Source organism: Nocardiopsis nanhaiensis (assembly GCF_054778635.1).
Genome location: NZ_BAAGZJ010000004.1, coordinates 87447 through 103308 on the forward strand (window position 1 = coordinate 87447; position 15862 = coordinate 103308).

The following is a 15862-nucleotide window of genomic DNA, read 5'->3' on the forward strand; positions in this document are numbered from 1 at the left end:
CCTGCGCCTTGAGGGTAGTGTCGACTATTTCAACGCCGTATCGGATAGTCCGCTCCTCGGCCGCCATTATTTTCGTCCGCTTCATGCCCTCACGATTCTTTGGCATCATGCATTCTTCCATTTTACTTATTTCTCTCGATCTCAGCTGGCTGGTTTTAAAGAGAGAGCCCGAGAAGGACCTCGAAGACGGTGTAACTGAAGAGCCCGAGCCCGAACGCCATGGCCGCAGACAGGAGCCAGCCCTCGCGGTTGACGAACTTCAGCAAAGCGAAGACCGCCACCGGAATGGTCAAGTACAGCCCGAAGGGCACGGCCACCACGACGAGGGACACGGCCCACGCGGCGAACTTCAGCTCGCGCCTCAGTACCTCGGCCTGTTCTGTGTCGCCGCTGCGCCCCCTTGCCTTCGCCAGGTCGAGCACCAGCAGGACAGCGAGACCCAGCAGCGTCGGTACGCCGATGATGAGCGGCACCAGCCGGGCGGCGCCCTCCACGTGAGCGAGCGCCGACCAGACCAGAGCTCCGATGAACAGGATGAGCACGCCGTCGAAGACCACGGTTCCCGGGCCGTGGACGATGTCGCCAGAGGGGTTACCGGTCTGTGCAGCCGGTCGGCCCCCCTTGTCCGTGGACCGCGAGCGCAGGCGTTTGACCAAGGGCACAGCAAGCATCAGCAGGGTCATGATCACCAGCACCAGGGAGATCGGGCGTGTGACGATGCCGGTGATGTCGCCGAAAGACGCGACTGTCTGGTGGTATGAGCGTTCGACCAGTTCACCGAGGAGGAGGGCGATCACGAAGGCGATCCGGGAAAACCCGTACCGCTGCATTCCGTACCCGAGGTACGAGAAGACCAGCACCACGAAGACGTCGTAGATATCGCCGTTGAGTGCGAACGCACCGGACAGTGCGATGACGACCACGGCAGGCGCCAGCAGTGAAGGCCGGACCTGCGTCAACTTCGCAATGCGCGGTCCGATCAGCCATACGAACACCGGAGCGGCCAGCTTCGCGACCACCAGGACGGCGATCATCACGTAGATGAGGTCGGTGCGTTCGAGCATGAGGGTCGGCCCGGCGGGCACTCCGTGCATCACCAGCGCGCCCAGAAGCATCGCCATCGTCACGCTGCTCGGGATGCCGAACGCCACAGTAGGCAGCAACGACCCGCCGTCCTTGGCGTCGTTCGCGGACTCCGCGGCGACCACGCCTTCGATGGCACCCTTCCCGAACCGCTCGGGATGCTTGGACGTCTGAACGGCCTGCCCGTAGGAGAGGAACGAGGCGACCACACCTCCCACGCCCGGGACGACCCCGATACCGGTGCCGATCAACCCGCCGCGCAGCACGAGGCTCCAGTGGCGCAGCGCTGCTCTGACACCGGTACCGAAGGTTGACGCAGTTGTGCCCGACGGCACCTCGGAAACGGCCTTGCCCCGCCCATAGAGCGCGAGCATCTCCGCTCCGGCGAACAGCCCGATGAGAGCCGGTACTTCGGGGATTCCGTCCCAAAGGTAGGTCTCGCCGAAGGTGAACCGGGGAGAGCCGGTGATGGGTTCGAGCCCGATGACCGAGAGCATGAACCCCACGCCAGCTGCGAGCAGCCCTCTCCACGCCCGCCCCTGGGTGAGCATGGCGATGACGGTCAATGCGAAGACCGCCATCATCAGGTATTCAGGGTAGGAGAAATTGAGGACTAGTTCCCTTGCCACCGGGACCAGCAGAATCAGGAAACCGATTCCGATCAGGCCTCCGAGGACTGATGCCCCGATGCCGGCGCCGATCGCCTCGGTCGCCCGGCCCTGCTTGGCGAGCGGATATCCGTCGATCACGGTGGCCGCGTTCTCAGGCGTCCCGGGTGTGTTGAGCACAATCGACGTGATCATGCCGCTGTAGCACACCGCGCCCGCGACCCCCATCAGCAGAATGATCGCCGCCTCCGGGCTCATTCCGAACGTCAAGGGAATGAGCAGGGCGAGGGCGACCGCACCACCGAGCCCGGGGAGAACGCCGATGATAAAAGCGATGGCGACGGCGCCCAGGACAATGAGAATGTTCGGCCACTGGAACACAGTGGAAAAACCGGCTAAGATCTCCGCGAGCATGTGTTCCTCTCAGGTGCGTGCTACGGATCTGCGGTAACGACTACTCGTCGATCTCCAGCATGTGTTCTACTTCCTCGTAGATAGCGACCATCTCCTCGACCTGAGCGGTGGCTTCTCCGGAGTCCAGCGGACTGAGCTCGAGCGCGGCTTCCTCCACCTGTTCCTCGAGTTCCGCGCTGGCCAGGGCTTCCTCCAGGGCGGTGGTGAGAGTCTGGTGTACCTCGTCAGGCAGGTCCGGCGGCGCAGCCAGGTCGCGGGAGAACCTGAGCGCTCCGACGAGCTCGTCCTCGCCCTGCTCGGCAGCGGACTCGACGTCGGCGAGGCCCGGACCTTCCGTCTGGTCCGAAAGGTTGAGGATCGGGACCAGGTCACCCGCCTCGATCTCCCCACTGCGGCTGAACACCGAGTCGATCATGAAGTCGGAGTCACCCCTGACGACCGACAGCGAAGCATCGGCACCGCCATCGTGCGTCACCGCGTCCCAGTCGAACCCGTAGGTGTTCGCCACCAGGGCGGCACCGATACCCGTGCTCGCTCCCATCCCTGTGATGGCGGCCCTCGGTGTGCCGTCGGCAGCGAGGTCGTCGATGGTCTCGTACCCGGCATCAGGGCTGACCAGGACGGCCATCGGTTCCTGGCTGATCGAGGCGAGCCACGTCAGGTCCGGGACCTCGAAGTCGGTCTGTCCCGTGGCGTAGGCGGCGGTCAGTCCCATCGTGTTGGTGATCCCGAAGACGTAGCCATCGGGTTCTGCCGCTGCGAGCGTGTTGGCAGCTCGGAGGCCGCCGGCTCCCGGAACGTTGTCGACGATGACGGTGACGTTGTCGGGGAGCGCCTCTTCCAGGTGGGGCGCCAGTATCCGTGCCCAGGTGTCGTAGTCGCCTCCTGGACTGACGCCCACCAGGAATTCGATGTCCTCTTGCGGATAGTCTGCCGCGTCCTGCCCGACGAGGCCGGTGCAGGCTGTGAGCACAGCGACGGATACGGCCGCTGCCATAGGAGTGGTGATAGTTCGTCGTAGCTCTCTCATGGTGATCCGACCTTCCTGTCGGCGATGGGGTATCGACTTGCGGGGTGTCAGTGCATGGCGAACTCCTCAAGGGCGTCCCTGATCGTTCCGGCACCAGCCTTCATCGACGCCACGATCGCGGACCTGTCGTCAGGCGGTATCCGGGACTCGGGCCCGGCGACGCTGAGGACGAGTTGGGGGCGGAAGGTGCGGACGGGCACAGAGCAGGCCCACAAGCCCTCGTCGACCTCGCCGAAGCTCTCGGCGTAGGTCTGTTCGGCAATCGTTTCGAGCTCGAAGGCCAGAGCGGTGCGCTCCTCGCCCGACCAGGTATTGAGGAGTCTCATCCGGTCAGCTGGCGGGAGCAGTGCGAGCAGGAGCTTCCCCGAAGCGCCCCGTCCCAGCGGAAGTGAGTGGCCCGGCTCGAAGGTGAACCGCATGGGCCGCGCTGATTCGACGCGGTCGACGCAGACTGCCAGATCACCGGCCGCGGCCAGCAGCATGACCGTCTCACCTAGGCGATGGGACATCTCCTCCATGACCGGCCGGGCGAGCCGCGCTTCACTGTTGACCACCTGGGCGGCGCGAGCCATGGGCAGGACCTTTGCAGTGAGCTGGTACGAACTGTCTGGGCCCTCTTCAACCGTGCCGAGGGATTTCAGGAGTGCGACGTAGCGGTACGTGGTTGCCTGGGTGATGTTCAGTTCGGCGGACAGCTCAGCAACGCTCATGCGGGGACGACGCTCGGAGAAGCTCAGGAGAAGCTGCACGACCTTGCGGGCACTGGCCGTTCCCGGGACCGTCTTACGGCTTGCAGGGCAATCAGCGCTCATAAAGCCCTCCGACAACCTGTTGGTGTCCCCCGTCGGCAGCAGGTCGGTCGTACCGCGCGTTCCGGGCGACGTTGCCGGTGCGGGACACCTCTCGCGAGGTCGGCTGGTCCTGGATGTCCTCTACTAGAGGTGCGGCGGTGTCGCTGATCCTGCGGTAGCTGCCGAACCCGTCCATGTGCCGGAAACGCACGCCACTATCGACCACAGCGGGGACGCTTGCGATACGTTTCTGCAGGTTGCGTACGTAAACACCAACCTGGCCAGAGAGGAACCGATCGAAGGACGACCGCGGCGCGAGACGGCAGTAGACGCCGATCCGTGTCTGGCCGACTGGCTGCACCCGCGCTCACCTCGATCCCCTACTGGAGCAACATTCGCACTATGTGAGAATGGCTTAGCGTATAGTGATCCAGACCATACGGCGCGGCTGTTGACTCGTCAAGATCATCGGGTTGCCAGTCCACACAAGAAAGGGTGGGAGCGTAGAGGATCCACTCCTCACGCCGCTGCGCCTTCTGGTGGCAGCGAGGAGTCGGGCGCGTCTGGGTGCTTCCTCAGGTGCCGAAGTTCGAGCTCGGGGCACCCGTCGCCTTCCTTAGCCCTCCGCCGCCAGACGAGCCTTGCCGCGGCACCCGCCTTCAGCTACGGTTCTTATCAATATGAATGATTTTCTTAGCACATAGTGAGAAAAGGTAGGAGGTCTGGACTTATGGCTCACCCTTCCTCCCCGCACCCGACACAGGAGTACGCGGCGAGACTGCTAAGACATGAATGGAAGCTCCTCGTAGGTGGGCGGTTGACCAAGGCAGCTTCCGGCAAGACGTTCGAAGTGACGAGTCCGATCGACGAAGCCTCCATCGCCACGGTTCCCGACGCAGGAGCCGACGAAGTCGCCGCCGCCGTCACCGCTGCCGAGCAGGCATTCAAGCTATGGCGGCGGACGCCGGCGAAAGAGCGCGCTACTGCCGTCCGTGCCATGGCCGACGTCGTGGACCAGCACGCGGAGGAACTGGCCGTTTTGGACGTCGTGGACTGCGGCGCGCCGATCACGCAGATGCGCGCGGATCTCGCCCGTTCCAGCGAGGCACTGCGCTACTTCGCCGGCCTGGCGCTGGAGGCCAAGGGCGAGACCGTTCCAGCGTCCGGTGAGAACCTGCACTTCACGCTGCTCGAACCGTTCGGCGTGGTCGCAAGGATCATCCCCTTCAACCATCCAGCGATGTTTGCCATCACGAAAATCGCCGCACCCGTAGTGGCCGGTAACTGCGTGGTACTGAAACCACCGGAAGCAGCTCCGCTCTCGGCGCTTCGGATGGGCGAACTCTTCAGTGAACTCCTGCCCCCCGGTGTCTTGTCGGTGGTCGTCGGAGATGGTCCTGAGGTCCCGCGCACGCTCGTGCGGCACCCGTCCGTCCATCGCATCGGTTTCATCGGCAGCGAACCCACCGGTAGGGCGATCCAGCGCGACGCCGCCGAGACAGGCGTAAAATCCGTAACGCTCGAGCTCGGGGGCAAGAACGCCTTCATCGCCTGCCCGGACATCGATATCGACGCCGCGTCCAGCGCCGCGATCCGCGGCATGAATTTCGGCTGGGCCGGGCAGTCATGCGGTTCCACCTCCCGGTTGCTAGTCCACGAATCGATCGCCGACGAACTAGTACAGGCTGTAGTCGACAAGCTCGATGCGACACCTATGACCTCACCATTGAATGATGGGGCCACGCTTGGACCCATGTCCTCCATGGCGCAGTATGAAAAAACGCTTGGTTACATCGATCTGGCGGTAACGGAAGGTGCGACCGTCCTGGCGGGCGGAGGCCCTCCGGAGGGGTTCGAGAAGGGCTACTTCGTGCGCCCGACCGTACTCGGCGACGTCCAGCCAGAACACCGGATCGCCAACGAGGAGGTCTTTGGGCCAGTGCTTTCGGTGTTGACTTGGCGCGAAGAGGGTGAAGTGATCGCTCTCGCGAACGGGGTTGAATACGGCTTGACTGCGAGTGTCTGGACTAACGACCTAGCACGAGCGCAGCGAATAGTTCGGGAGCTGGATGTGGGATACGTCTGGGTGAACGGAGCGACCCAACACTTTCCCGGAATGCCTTTCGGCGGTGTCAAGGCCTCCGGGATCGGTCGTGAAGAGTGCCTTGATGAACTACTCAGTTACACACGCACTAAGGCCGTAAATGTCATTCAGAGCTACTGATATTCGAGGTTGGTTTTGACGAATGTCGGCGCCTGTCCTGTCATAAGGCGTGGAGTTCCCCCAGAACCTTCGTGCCCCTGAGGAACTTCACGCCCGTCGGATGCGCGCCGCTGCCCTGTTCGAGGCCGGCAAACACTCCCAAGCCCAGATCGCCCGCCTGCTCGGTGCCTCCTGCCAAGCCGTCCACCTGCGGCATAACACCTGGTCCAAGGGCGGCGCCCAAGCCTTGAGCGCGGCCCGCTAGGAGCCGATACCCTGCTGAGCCCCGAGCAAGAGCGCGAGCTGATCACCCTGATCGCCCTGATTCCCCAGGGCTCAGGCGCCACGGCTGGCAGGACCAGCAGTGGCACCTGGACCGGATTAACCACCTGATGTCAGAGCGGTTCGGCCGCCGCTACCCCGACCCTTCCGGGGTCTGGCGGATGCTGGACCGACTCGGGCTGTCCTCGCAGACTGCCCGCTGGGTGAGCCGGGAGGTGGCCGGTCGGGCATGGTTGAGCGCGGTGCACCTGCCCAAGTACGCCCCGGAGTTGAACCCGGTCGAGACGTTGTGGGCACACATAAAGGACCATCTGGCGAACCGGGCCTTCCGGAGCTTGGAGGAGTTGGAGAAGGTGCTGCGGTCCCGTCTGCGCTCAGTCCAGCAGGGGCCGGGATTGCTGCTCGGATTCGTCCGATCGGTCGGGCCGGATCCCTGCCCCATTCCGTCAATCACCTCATCAAGGATCAGTAGTATCGGCGGCCGTCGCACCGCAGTCGCCGGGATTCTCTGAGTGTCTTGGCCCGTGTCCGAGCCCCCTCCAGTTCTCCGCGGGCGACTGTCAGGAGACCTTTTCGGCGATGTCCGCCCTCAGCACGTGCTTTTGGATCTTGCCGGTAGCCGTCATAGGCAGCTCGGGGACGACCTCGAGCCGCTCGGGGAGTTTCTGCGTCGCCACGCCGCGCCCGCGCAGGTGCGCGACCACGTCATCGAGAGTGAGGGGGTCGGCGTTCGAGGCGACCTGGACGTAAACGCACACACGCTCGCCCAAGCGCTCGTCGGGCATCCCCACTGCCGCCACGTTCCCCACTGAGGGATGCCCCATCAGGGCGTCCTCGATCTCCCGGGCGCTGATGTTCACGCCCCCGCGGATGACGATGTCCTTCAAGCGTCCCGTCACGCGCACGTAGCCGTCGTCGTCCATGCGCCCGAGGTCACCGGAACGCGAATACCCCTCCGGAGTGAACAACTGTGCGGTCTGCTCCTGGTCACGGAAGTACTCCAGCATGTGACTCGGGCCCTTGTAGGCGATGTCGCCCTCGTCGCCGCGGGGCAGCTCGTAGCCGTCGGGTCCGACGACCTTGACCACGGCACCTTCCAGCGCCCTGCCGTCTGAGGTGATGGACCGTTGGGGATCGTCCGCCACCGTGCACATCGTGGTCAGCATGTTCTCTGACCGGCCGTACAGGCTGAGTGTCTGGGCGGAGGGCAGGACCTGCGAGGCCTGCTCCACGATCGCACCGGGGATCGGCGACCCCGCGCACACCCACACGCGCAAGCTGCTGGGGTTGTGCTTGTCCGGGTCGTAGGCGCCCATGAGCATTTGCAGGAACGGGGTCGCCGTCACCGTCACTGTGCACCGGTGTTGCTCGATCAAGCGCAGCCCTTCACCCGGATCCCAGGCCTCCATGAGGAAGGATGTCGCGCCCGAGACCATGGGCAGGAGGATGCTCGTTGCCAGGCCGGTGCTGTGGGTCACGGGAGAGGGGCCGAACTGGATGTCGTCCTCGGTGTAGTCGAGACTCTTCGCGATGGCTGCGGCGCTGGAGCGCACGGTGTTGACGGTGTGGAAACAGCCCTTCGGCCGAGAGGTCGTGCCAGAGGTGTAGACGATGAGATACCCGTCATCGGGTGAGCTGTCTGGCCCGGCCTCCTCCTCCAGCGAGTCCAGGTCACCGGCCGCTTCAAGGGACTCCAAGGTGAAGGCGGCCCCGGGGGCGGGGTCGTTCGTGGGGCGGGCAACGACCAGGAATCGCAGGTCCGGGCAGTCCGGCGCGAGTTCCTGGAACATCGCCAGGTGGTCGAAGCCTCGGAAGCTCTGGGAGGTGACCGCTGCTGTGGCTCCCGAGTGCTTCAGCACATACCCCACCTCGTCGCGGCGGTAGATCGGCATGATCGGCACGAGGACGGCTTGGATGCGGGACAGCGCCACAGCGAGAACAGGGAACTCGCTCCAGTTCGGCAGCTGCACGGCGACGCGGTCGCCCGGCTTGATGCCCGCACGCCGTAGGCCGACGGCGGTCCGCAGGACGCGCTCACGGAACTGCGCGTAGGTGAGCGACTTCGCGTTGTCGAACACGAAGGTCTGGTCAGGGCGCTCGGCAGCTTGCCTGAGGGCGAGCTGGTAGAAGCTCTCCGGTTTCCAGAAACCAGCGTCGGCATAGGCCTTTGCCTCGGCCTCGGTGTAGCGATCCCGCGAGGTCGTTGTGTGTGGGGGCATGGTCGTCTCCCAGTGCTGCACGGTGTCGTGGGTCACATCACGGTGATCCTAAAGTGGCTGGACTATTTTTTCAATGGTCAGACCCTTTGAGTGATGGCTCTTTTGCTGTAGGTGTGTAGCGAGGTCGAGTGGCCGGTCTGAGGATGCGGAGATCTAGGGCGGGCTTCCGGGCATCAACGCCACGGGCGCGCTGCTGGCGAGCCAGATCCCTGTGCCCGGCATGGGGGCGTGCCAGGGGTGGGGGTCGGCTTCGGTCCCGGTGCGAGCGGAGTCAGATCCTTGCTGGAAGCGTCTGGCCCGGGATCATCGTCGATCCGACCGTCGGGTGCTCCGTGCGGTGGGCGGCGCGAACGCGTAGCTCTCACATCGGGTCAGGGGCGAAGGGTGTGGCAGCGCGAAGTGCGTTGAAAATTGTTGGACCAAATGTCTGGTCAGGCTATAAAGTCTGTCGTACCATTCCATCATGTTAGCTACATCACACGGGATGCCCGCAGGAGTCCCTGGCTGCTGAGTCCCTCGGTGCTCCGTCGGTCGAAGTGGGGGTATGCCTTGAAATCTGGTGAGGCAGATCACATAATCAATTTAAAAGGTCTGACCGTATGTATGGACATCACGGCGAGTGTTCGACATGCCCAACGGTGGCCCGGCGTGACGAAGACGCCAGTCCAGCCGACAACCTGTCCGTCAGGCCGAGTGGAATCCACCGCAGCATCGAAGGAGTACCGATGACCACCCCGTTGACCCAGTCATACTGGCCAGCCGAGCAAAGTACGGGTGTCCGTGACATCACGCTTCCGGACCTGCTCCGGGAGGCGGCGGAGCGCGCACCCGAGCACTTGGCCTTGGTTGATGCCGTGCCGGATCCCGCCGAGCGTCGACACTGGACCTACGCCGAGTTCCTGGCGGATGTCGAGCGTGCCGCCCGCGCCCTGCTGACCCGCTTCTCCCCTGGCGACAGGATCGCCATCTGGGCACCCAACAGCGCCGAATGGGTGATCCTGCAACAGGCCGTCGCCATGGCCGGCATGCTCGTCGTCGCGGCGAACCCCGCCTACAAGGCCCACGAGTTCAAGTACTTTCTTCGCCAGTCGGGTGCCGTGGCCCTGTTCTACGTGCGGTCCTATCGGGGTGCCGACCTCGAGCCGGTCGTGCAGGCCGCCTTGCCCGAGGCCACGGAGCTGAATACCCTCGTCACCTTTGACCAATGGGACGAGTTCCTGGACTCGGGCGATCACGCGCTCGAATTTCCCGAGGTCAGCCCGACCGATCCGGTACAGGTTCAGTACACCTCCGGAACCATCGGCTTCCCCAAGGGGGCGATCCTGCACCACAAGGGCATCGTGAACGAGGCCGCCTTCGTGGGCGAGCGCGCTGCGATGGGGCCGGACGGCGTGTGCATCAATGCCATGCCGATGTACCACATCGGCGGTGGCGCGGTCACGGAGCTGCAGACGATCTCCGCCAGGGGGACCTATGTGGTCATGCCAGCGTTCGACCCGGCTCTGACCTTGGAGCTTTTCGAAACCTACCGCGGCACCCACTCGCTCATGGTTCCCACCATGCTCTTGGCTGTCCTTGAGCATCCGGATTCCGCCACGCGGGACATGTCCAGCTTGCAGACCATCATGTCCGGGGCCGCGCCGGTGTCCGAAGCGTTGGTCAAGCGGGTCATGGACCGCTGGGAATGCCAGTTCAGCATCCTGTTCGGGCAGACCGAGATGCATGGGGTGACCAATCAGACACGCGTCACTGACTCGCCCGAGGACCAGGCACAGACCGTCGGGCAGGCCCTGCCGGAACTGGAAATGAAGATTGTCGACGTCGACACAGGGGAGACCGTGCCCACGGGCGTGCAGGGCGAAATCTGTGCCCGCGGCTATCAGAACATGCTCGGCTACGATCAGCTCCCGGACCAGACTGCTGCCACCATCGACCCGGACGGCTGGCTCCACATGGGCGACTTGGGCACCATGGATGATCGGGGCTTCCTCAGGGTCACCGGGCGCCTCAAGGACATGATCATCCGCGGTGGCGTGAACCTCTACCCCCGGGAAATCGAAGAGGTCCTCGCCGGACACCCGGACTTCGTCGATCTGGTGGTGGTCGGCGTGGAGAGCGAGAAGTGGGGTGAGGAGGTGGCCGCCGTCGCCCGGCTCAGGGACGGCCGCACCCGCCCCGACCCCGCAGTGCTGAAGCATTGGTGCCGGGAGCGCATCTCTGCCCATAAGGCCCCTAGCCGCTGGTACTTCACCGAGGCCTACCCCCAGACCCCGACCGGCAAGATCCAGAAGTTCGTCCTGCTGGAGCAGATCAAGTCCGGTGAGCTTGAGGAGGTCGTTGCCTCCACGCACTCGGACAAGCAGGGCGAAGAACCGGTCACCTCGTGACCCGGGACCGGATCAACCCCGCCACCGCGAACGGGATCGCCCGTCTGGAAGTGAGCAGACCTGCGGCGCGTAACGCCATGGCCCCGACATTCACGGGTCCGCTTTCCCTAAGGCAGTCAGTACCGACCGCGGTTGATGGCCGCCCACCGATCGCGGACGGCGTCAGCCCATTCAAGGCGGAGCGATTTGATGTGGCTGGCGACCGTCCGTCCGATCCAATCGGGCAACAGGGCTTCGGGCAGCTGCGGGTCCGTAAAGGGGAATCGCTGTAGCTGCCCAACGGCCCGGATCTCAGTGAACAACAGATCATCCTCGCTGGTCGGTGCCGGGTCTCGGAACTCCTCGTAGACCTGCCGGTAGTCCTCGGCGAGTGAGTCCAGATCCCAGCCCTTGGCGACGATCTCCGATTCGGTCAGCCCTACACCGTCCACGGGGCCGTAGAAGGACATAGTCGATTCGGCCAGACCCATGCGGTCCACTACCTCGGAAACTTGACCGCGGCGTTCACCATGCGGACTGAGCCACACGCCGGGGGAGGGGTTGCCGAAGCCGACCCAGGTCAGGTCGCTGTACAGCCGTTTGCGTTGTCTGCGCTGAGATTGGGGCACGGTGATGAACAGAACCAACCACTGCGAATCCCAGTCCGAAAACGGTTCACTGAGGTCGAAGACGCGCTGTGAGCCTTCCTCGAAGACCCTCACCAGATAGGGGGTCAGGGTCCAGCTGACCTCGCGTCCGTGCTTGTGCGACGTGATCCATCCCGAATCGGCCGCCCGGATGAGGGCCTGGCGGGCGTTGGCCTCCTCGATGCCGAGTCCGCCCATCACATACAGCAGCGCCGATGTCCGCGCCGCTCCACCCGTGGGCCACACCAGCTCACCCAGGACGGTCATGAGAACGGATCGCGCGCTCCCTTGGGCCAGGTTGGCCTGCGGCTGCCGGGGTGGTGAGGACCCCGCGATCGTTTCGGCTCCGGTGGGGCTAGTCATGGTTTTCTAGTCTACCGAGGCGGTTGCGGAGGCGGCCCCGACTCCGGTCGGACGGGGCGACGTCGTCCGTTCAGCTGCCGTTGGACCCTGGGGCAGCGAGGCGGTCCAAGCTGAGGATGACGGGAACGGGGCCGCTGTTCCCGTGTGCTGGGTGGTCACGGTGCAGTTGGCCGTCGCAGCCGGTGCAGTCCCGCACCCCTCCGGAGCGCTGGCCCACCAGCTGTGCGTCCGCGTCGACGTCGGCGGACTCGAGGCTGAGGCTCCCCTGGTGCTCGTCCCGGGCGATCAGTGCAGCGCCGAGTGCGCCAGCGATCTGCGGATCGTCCAGAAGGACGAGTTGTTGGCCGAGGGAGTCCGAGAGGAATTGCACCAGGGCCTGGTTCTTGGCCACTCCACCGGTCATCACCGCCGGGAACGCCTTGCCGACCTGGGCGACGAGTCCTAGCGTCCGGGACGCCACGGAGCGGTGTACTGAAGCGGAAATGTCCGCGGGTTCGGCGTCCTGCGCCAACAGGGAGATCACCTCGGTCTCGGCGAACGTGGCGCACATACTGCTCACCTCAAGGTTCTCCGTCCCCTGGAGGGCCAGGTCGAAGAGCTCGCCGAGGTCAACCTCCAGGGCTCGGCACAGCACGTCGAAGAACCGCCCGGTGCCGCTGGCACAGCGGTCGTTCAGGGCAAACCGGTCCACCAGTCCTTCCTCGTCCACGGCGATGGCCTTGCTGTCCTGACCGCCGATGTCGATGACCAGACGAACCCCCGGGGACAGGGCGGCGGCGCCCCGCGCGTGGCAGGTGATCTCCGTGAAGGTCTTGTCAACCGACGGCACCAGACGGCGACCGTAGCCGGTGCTGATGGTCCGGGCAATGTCAGAGGGTTGCAGGCCGGCCTGCCCGAGGACGCGGTCTATCGCCACCCCGACGGCCCGGCGGCTGACCGCACCCATCTGGACCACCGTGGAGGAGATCATGTCGCCGTCGTTGTTTACGATCGCGGCCTTGGCCGTCGTCGACCCCAGGTCCACGCCCATCGTGTACCACTTCATTGTGGTTCCCCGTCCCATCGAGTTACCCCGTGTGCCGTGATGAGCCGCTCAAGGCCTTCGCGCGCTGCTGGTCGATCGACTCCAGCATGGCCACCAGGCCGCTCTCCAACGTTTCGTCCTTGTAGAACGACGCGTCGGCGACATCCCCCTCGAAGAAGAAGGACTTGATGCCGCGGTCGCGTTCGGCCGTCCGAGCCAGGACGTGCTGGGGGTTGGTCATCGCCCGGCACGTACGGGTGGAATGGAAGGCGATGCCGTCGATGGCGTACTCGTCGCAACGCTTCAGCAGCAGCTCTTCCATGATCTTCAGCCCGTGGTTGATGGGGCAGATCAAGTAGTGCTGCGCCATCCCCAGGAGGGGCCGGTCCAGGTCGATGAGGTCCGGCTCCTGCCAGAACGAATCGTGGGTATAGCGGCCGGCCACCACTGCGACGTCGTACTCGGCGAACTTGCGGGTCAGGAATCCCAGCTTGTTCCAGTTCATGATGCCGTCGAAGTAGACGCGGTACCGCTCGTTCTGCACGGCGGAGACGTTGTCCCGGATGCGCTGCTCGATCTCGTCCTTGACCCGCTGGAAGTAATCCACCAGCATCTGGTTCGCCGGTAGGAAGTTGATCGGGGCGATGCTCGCGACCCAGTCCCAATACGTGGCCGGCGTGGGGGCTTTGGCGCACAGTGCCATCGCCTCCAACCGCAGCTCCGAGGCCTTCTTGATGTAGTACATGTTCTCGGACAGCGCGTCCCAGTCGAACGGCCGCTTCGTCTGGTATTCGATGAAGCTGATCAGTTCCTTGAGCTGCTCCTCGACGTAGAGCGGGGTGGTTTCCCACTCCTCGCCCCGCAGGTATCCGGAGTCCTTCTTGTTGCCCCAGATCATCGGCAAGGACACATTGAACATCGGGAGTTCCTTGTCGAAGACCCGGTAGGTCATGGCGTCCCACTGTTGGCCGGTGCTGCAGCCCGCATAGGCATTCACGAAGAAGTCCGGGGAGGGCAGCTTGGCCGCGAGCTCTTCCTGTTCGACCATCCCGACGATGCCGTTCTGCTTCTCGGTGATGCCCTTCTGGGTCATCACCGCGCAGCCCAAGTGGGTGCGGGCGTAGGAACAGAGTTCGCCGATGTACCCGTATTCGGCGCCGGCCTGCTGGGCCGGTCCCTCCATGTGCATGGCGGCCAGCCGGGCGGAGAATGCCTCACCGTGGCACCACTCCAGGCCGGCGGCCTGGAAGATGGGGTTCAGGGCGGTGCCGTTGTACCAGACAACTGTCTTGCCGCGTTCGCGGGCACTGAAGATATTGTCCCAGTACTCGCTGACCATTCGGCCGCCCATCTTCGTGCTGGACAGACGGTTCGACTTGTCTGGAGGATCCGGGGTGACGAGGCGGGTTGCGGACATTTCCAGGGACTGCTTGGTGCTGTGGTTGAGGTCTGCAGACATCGGATGGCTCCTGTTCCGTCAGGTGGGGTGTGGTCGGTTCAGGCCGGGGTGAACTGGCGGTTCCGCTGGCGGCGGATACGTTCCACGAAGGTCTCTACGGTGGTGCGCAGTGACTCGGTCGCCAACCCCTCGTGCTCGGTTTCGATGAGCAGCTCGGGGATTTCGCGGGCGTTCAGGGCCTTGCGCAGTTCGGGGTAGTAGAGCATCAGGGGCTCGCAGAACTTGGCCATGAGCGTGATGACGCCTTCTGCGCCGGTCTCGTCCAGGTTGTCGATCAGGTAGGACTGCCAGTCCACGTTGCGCTGGACGCGGGTCCCGCATGGGGCGGAGACGTTGCGGTCCAGGTACCAGGCGGCCAAGGCGGCGAAGGGGTCCACGTCTTCCGGGGCATCGGTCGAGACGTACCGGGAGCCGTGGTAGAGGTCGTCGTTGACCACGACGACGTCGCATTCCTCGAGTAGGTCCAGCAGTTCTGGACGTGGTGGAGCACAGAAGTGGCCGGACAGGTGAAGCCGGACCAGATGGTCGGGGGCCGGTGATCGAGGATCGAGACGGTCCAACAACTGCCGCAACAGACCGGTGTGCTCCTCGATGTCCATCACCATGCTGGACTTCACCAAGGCCTGGAGCCGACGGGCCGGGATGTGCAACCGGCCGGTGCGGCGCATCTCGAAGAACTCCCTGAGTAGGCGACGGTTCTCGTTGAAGGCCCGGATGCTGGCGGTGAGGGCTTCTGGGGTGATGGTGGCCCCGGTGATCTCCTCGACCTCCTCCCGCATGGCACCGATCTTGTCCTCCACCTGTTCCCGGCTCCATGGGTCGTCCATCGAGCTGATGAACTGGGCGAAGTGCATGGGTGTCTCGCGCTTCGCCCAGCGGATGACGTCAGCGGCCCCGAGCAGCTGGACGCAGTGGTCTACCAGCACAAAGGCGTCGAAGACATCGAGTTCACCGATGGCGGCCTGGTCGGCCACGCTGCGGGTGTAGCTGCAGTAGAACTCCGGCAAGAGGCTGCGGCCTTCGGTGATCGGGGTCCGGCTCTCTTGGACGATGACCGGCAACGCACCTGTGGCGTGGACCAGCTCAGAGGGGAAGTTCATGGGGAAGGAACCGATCACCTTGCCGCCGGTGCGGTCCTTCCACCTCTGTGCGTAAGCCACCGGGTCCTGCGCGGCGCGCTCCAGAACCGCTAGCGCTGTGGGATCCAAGGTGTCCATGACGTATCCCTCCACCATCGACTGCGGGTATGCGGTGCGTCCTTCCCCCACGATCCGTCGGCGGCTAATATTTGTCAATGGAGGGGACTAAGTTTCCACGAATGTCGAACGTTGGGTCAGCTGCACGGCCGCCGCACGATGCTTCAAGGTCCGTCG

At 64.4% G+C, this 15862-nt stretch carries 13 protein-coding genes; 4 read left to right on the forward strand and 9 right to left on the reverse strand.

Features of this window, described 5'->3' with window-relative positions; translation table 11 throughout:
- Positions 1-155 precede the first annotated feature (155 nt).
- From ACYVD1_RS03005 to ACYVD1_RS03020, 4 genes are all read right to left on the reverse strand, one after another.
- Positions 156-2105, reverse strand: coding sequence for a tripartite tricarboxylate transporter permease (locus ACYVD1_RS03005; RefSeq protein WP_460756600.1), 1950 nt, complete (start codon positions 2103-2105; stop codon positions 156-158).
- A 40-nt stretch (positions 2106-2145) separates the two neighbouring features.
- Positions 2146-3102, reverse strand: a complete 957-nt coding sequence (locus tag ACYVD1_RS03010; RefSeq protein WP_460756603.1) for a Bug family tripartite tricarboxylate transporter substrate binding protein — start codon at positions 3100-3102, stop codon at positions 2146-2148.
- An 80-nt stretch (positions 3103-3182) separates the two neighbouring features.
- The gene (locus tag ACYVD1_RS03015) at positions 3183-3947 is read right to left on the reverse strand and encodes an IclR family transcriptional regulator (protein WP_460756606.1); all 765 of its coding nucleotides are present in this window, start codon (positions 3945-3947) and stop codon (positions 3183-3185) included.
- On the reverse strand, positions 3937-4152 hold the full coding sequence (locus tag ACYVD1_RS03020) for a hypothetical protein (RefSeq protein ID WP_460756609.1): 216 nt from the start codon (positions 4150-4152) through the stop codon (positions 3937-3939). Before ACYVD1_RS03020 ends, ACYVD1_RS03015 begins: the two co-directional genes overlap by 11 nt.
- A gap of 591 nt (positions 4153-4743) precedes the next feature.
- On the opposite strand from ACYVD1_RS03020, the gene ACYVD1_RS03025 reads away from it, so the two are divergent.
- From ACYVD1_RS03025 to ACYVD1_RS03035, 3 genes are all read left to right on the forward strand, one after another.
- Positions 4744-6150, forward strand: a complete 1407-nt coding sequence (locus tag ACYVD1_RS03025) for an aldehyde dehydrogenase family protein (protein ID WP_460756614.1) — start codon at positions 4744-4746, stop codon at positions 6148-6150.
- A gap of 100 nt (positions 6151-6250) precedes the next feature.
- A complete protein-coding gene (locus ACYVD1_RS03030; RefSeq protein WP_460756618.1) occupies positions 6251-6394 on the forward strand; it encodes a hypothetical protein in 144 nt (47 codons plus the stop codon).
- 127 nt (positions 6395-6521) lie between these two features.
- On the forward strand, positions 6522-6923 hold the full coding sequence (locus ACYVD1_RS03035) for a transposase (RefSeq protein WP_460756623.1): 402 nt from the start codon (positions 6522-6524) through the stop codon (positions 6921-6923).
- Positions 6924-6971: 48 nt separating this feature from the next.
- Here ACYVD1_RS03035 and ACYVD1_RS03040 read toward each other — a convergent pair whose 3' ends face one another.
- A complete protein-coding gene (locus ACYVD1_RS03040; RefSeq protein ID WP_460756628.1) occupies positions 6972-8630 on the reverse strand; it encodes an AMP-binding protein in 1659 nt (552 codons plus the stop codon).
- Between the two features lie 725 nt (positions 8631-9355).
- On the opposite strand from ACYVD1_RS03040, the gene ACYVD1_RS03045 reads away from it, so the two are divergent.
- Complete coding sequence (locus ACYVD1_RS03045) at positions 9356-11017, forward strand: AMP-binding protein (RefSeq protein ID WP_460756632.1); 1662 nt, start codon at positions 9356-9358, stop codon at positions 11015-11017.
- Between the two features lie 116 nt (positions 11018-11133).
- Here the strand turns inward: ACYVD1_RS03045 and ACYVD1_RS03050 are convergent, their stop codons facing one another.
- The 4 genes from ACYVD1_RS03050 to ACYVD1_RS03065 all read right to left on the reverse strand — a co-directional run bounded on the left by ACYVD1_RS03050 (position 11134) and on the right by ACYVD1_RS03065 (position 15706).
- On the reverse strand, positions 11134-12006 hold the full coding sequence (locus tag ACYVD1_RS03050; protein WP_460756636.1) for a PaaX family transcriptional regulator: 873 nt from the start codon (positions 12004-12006) through the stop codon (positions 11134-11136).
- A gap of 70 nt (positions 12007-12076) precedes the next feature.
- Positions 12077-13051 carry an acyl-CoA dehydratase activase gene (locus tag ACYVD1_RS03055; protein WP_460756640.1) on the reverse strand — a complete coding sequence of 325 codons (975 nt, stop codon included), beginning with the start codon at positions 13049-13051 and terminating at the stop codon, positions 12077-12079.
- A 22-nt stretch (positions 13052-13073) separates the two neighbouring features.
- Positions 13074-14489: a 2-hydroxyacyl-CoA dehydratase subunit D gene (locus tag ACYVD1_RS03060; protein WP_460756643.1), complete on the reverse strand. Its 1416-nt coding sequence runs from the start codon at positions 14487-14489 to the stop codon at positions 13074-13076.
- 38 nt (positions 14490-14527) lie between these two features.
- Entirely contained in the window at positions 14528-15706 is a 1179-nt protein-coding gene (locus tag ACYVD1_RS03065) for a 2-hydroxyacyl-CoA dehydratase subunit D (RefSeq protein ID WP_460767471.1), read from the reverse strand.
- Positions 15707-15862: the final 156 nt, after the last annotated feature.

Coding starts and splice junctions, on each gene's coding strand:
- ACYVD1_RS03005 (WP_460756600.1), bottom strand. CDS start 2,105: ATGCTCGCGGAGATCTTAGCCGGTTTTTCCACTGTGTTCCAGTGGCCG.
- ACYVD1_RS03010 (WP_460756603.1), bottom strand. CDS start 3,102: ATGGCAGCGGCCGTATCCGTCGCTGTGCTCACAGCCTGCACCGGCCTC.
- ACYVD1_RS03015 (WP_460756606.1), bottom strand. CDS start 3,947: ATGAGCGCTGATTGCCCTGCAAGCCGTAAGACGGTCCCGGGAACGGCC.
- ACYVD1_RS03030 (WP_460756618.1), top strand. CDS start 6,251: ATGCGCGCCGCTGCCCTGTTCGAGGCCGGCAAACACTCCCAAGCCCAG.
- ACYVD1_RS03035 (WP_460756623.1), top strand. CDS start 6,522: ATGTCAGAGCGGTTCGGCCGCCGCTACCCCGACCCTTCCGGGGTCTGG.
- ACYVD1_RS03040 (WP_460756628.1), bottom strand. CDS start 8,630: ATGCCCCCACACACAACGACCTCGCGGGATCGCTACACCGAGGCCGAG.
- ACYVD1_RS03045 (WP_460756632.1), top strand. CDS start 9,356: ATGACCACCCCGTTGACCCAGTCATACTGGCCAGCCGAGCAAAGTACG.
- ACYVD1_RS03050 (WP_460756636.1), bottom strand. CDS start 12,006: ATGACTAGCCCCACCGGAGCCGAAACGATCGCGGGGTCCTCACCACCC.
- ACYVD1_RS03055 (WP_460756640.1), bottom strand. CDS start 13,051: ATGAAGTGGTACACGATGGGCGTGGACCTGGGGTCGACGACGGCCAAG.
- ACYVD1_RS03060 (WP_460756643.1), bottom strand. CDS start 14,489: ATGTCTGCAGACCTCAACCACAGCACCAAGCAGTCCCTGGAAATGTCC.
- ACYVD1_RS03065 (WP_460767471.1), bottom strand. CDS start 15,706: ATGGACACCTTGGATCCCACAGCGCTAGCGGTTCTGGAGCGCGCCGCG.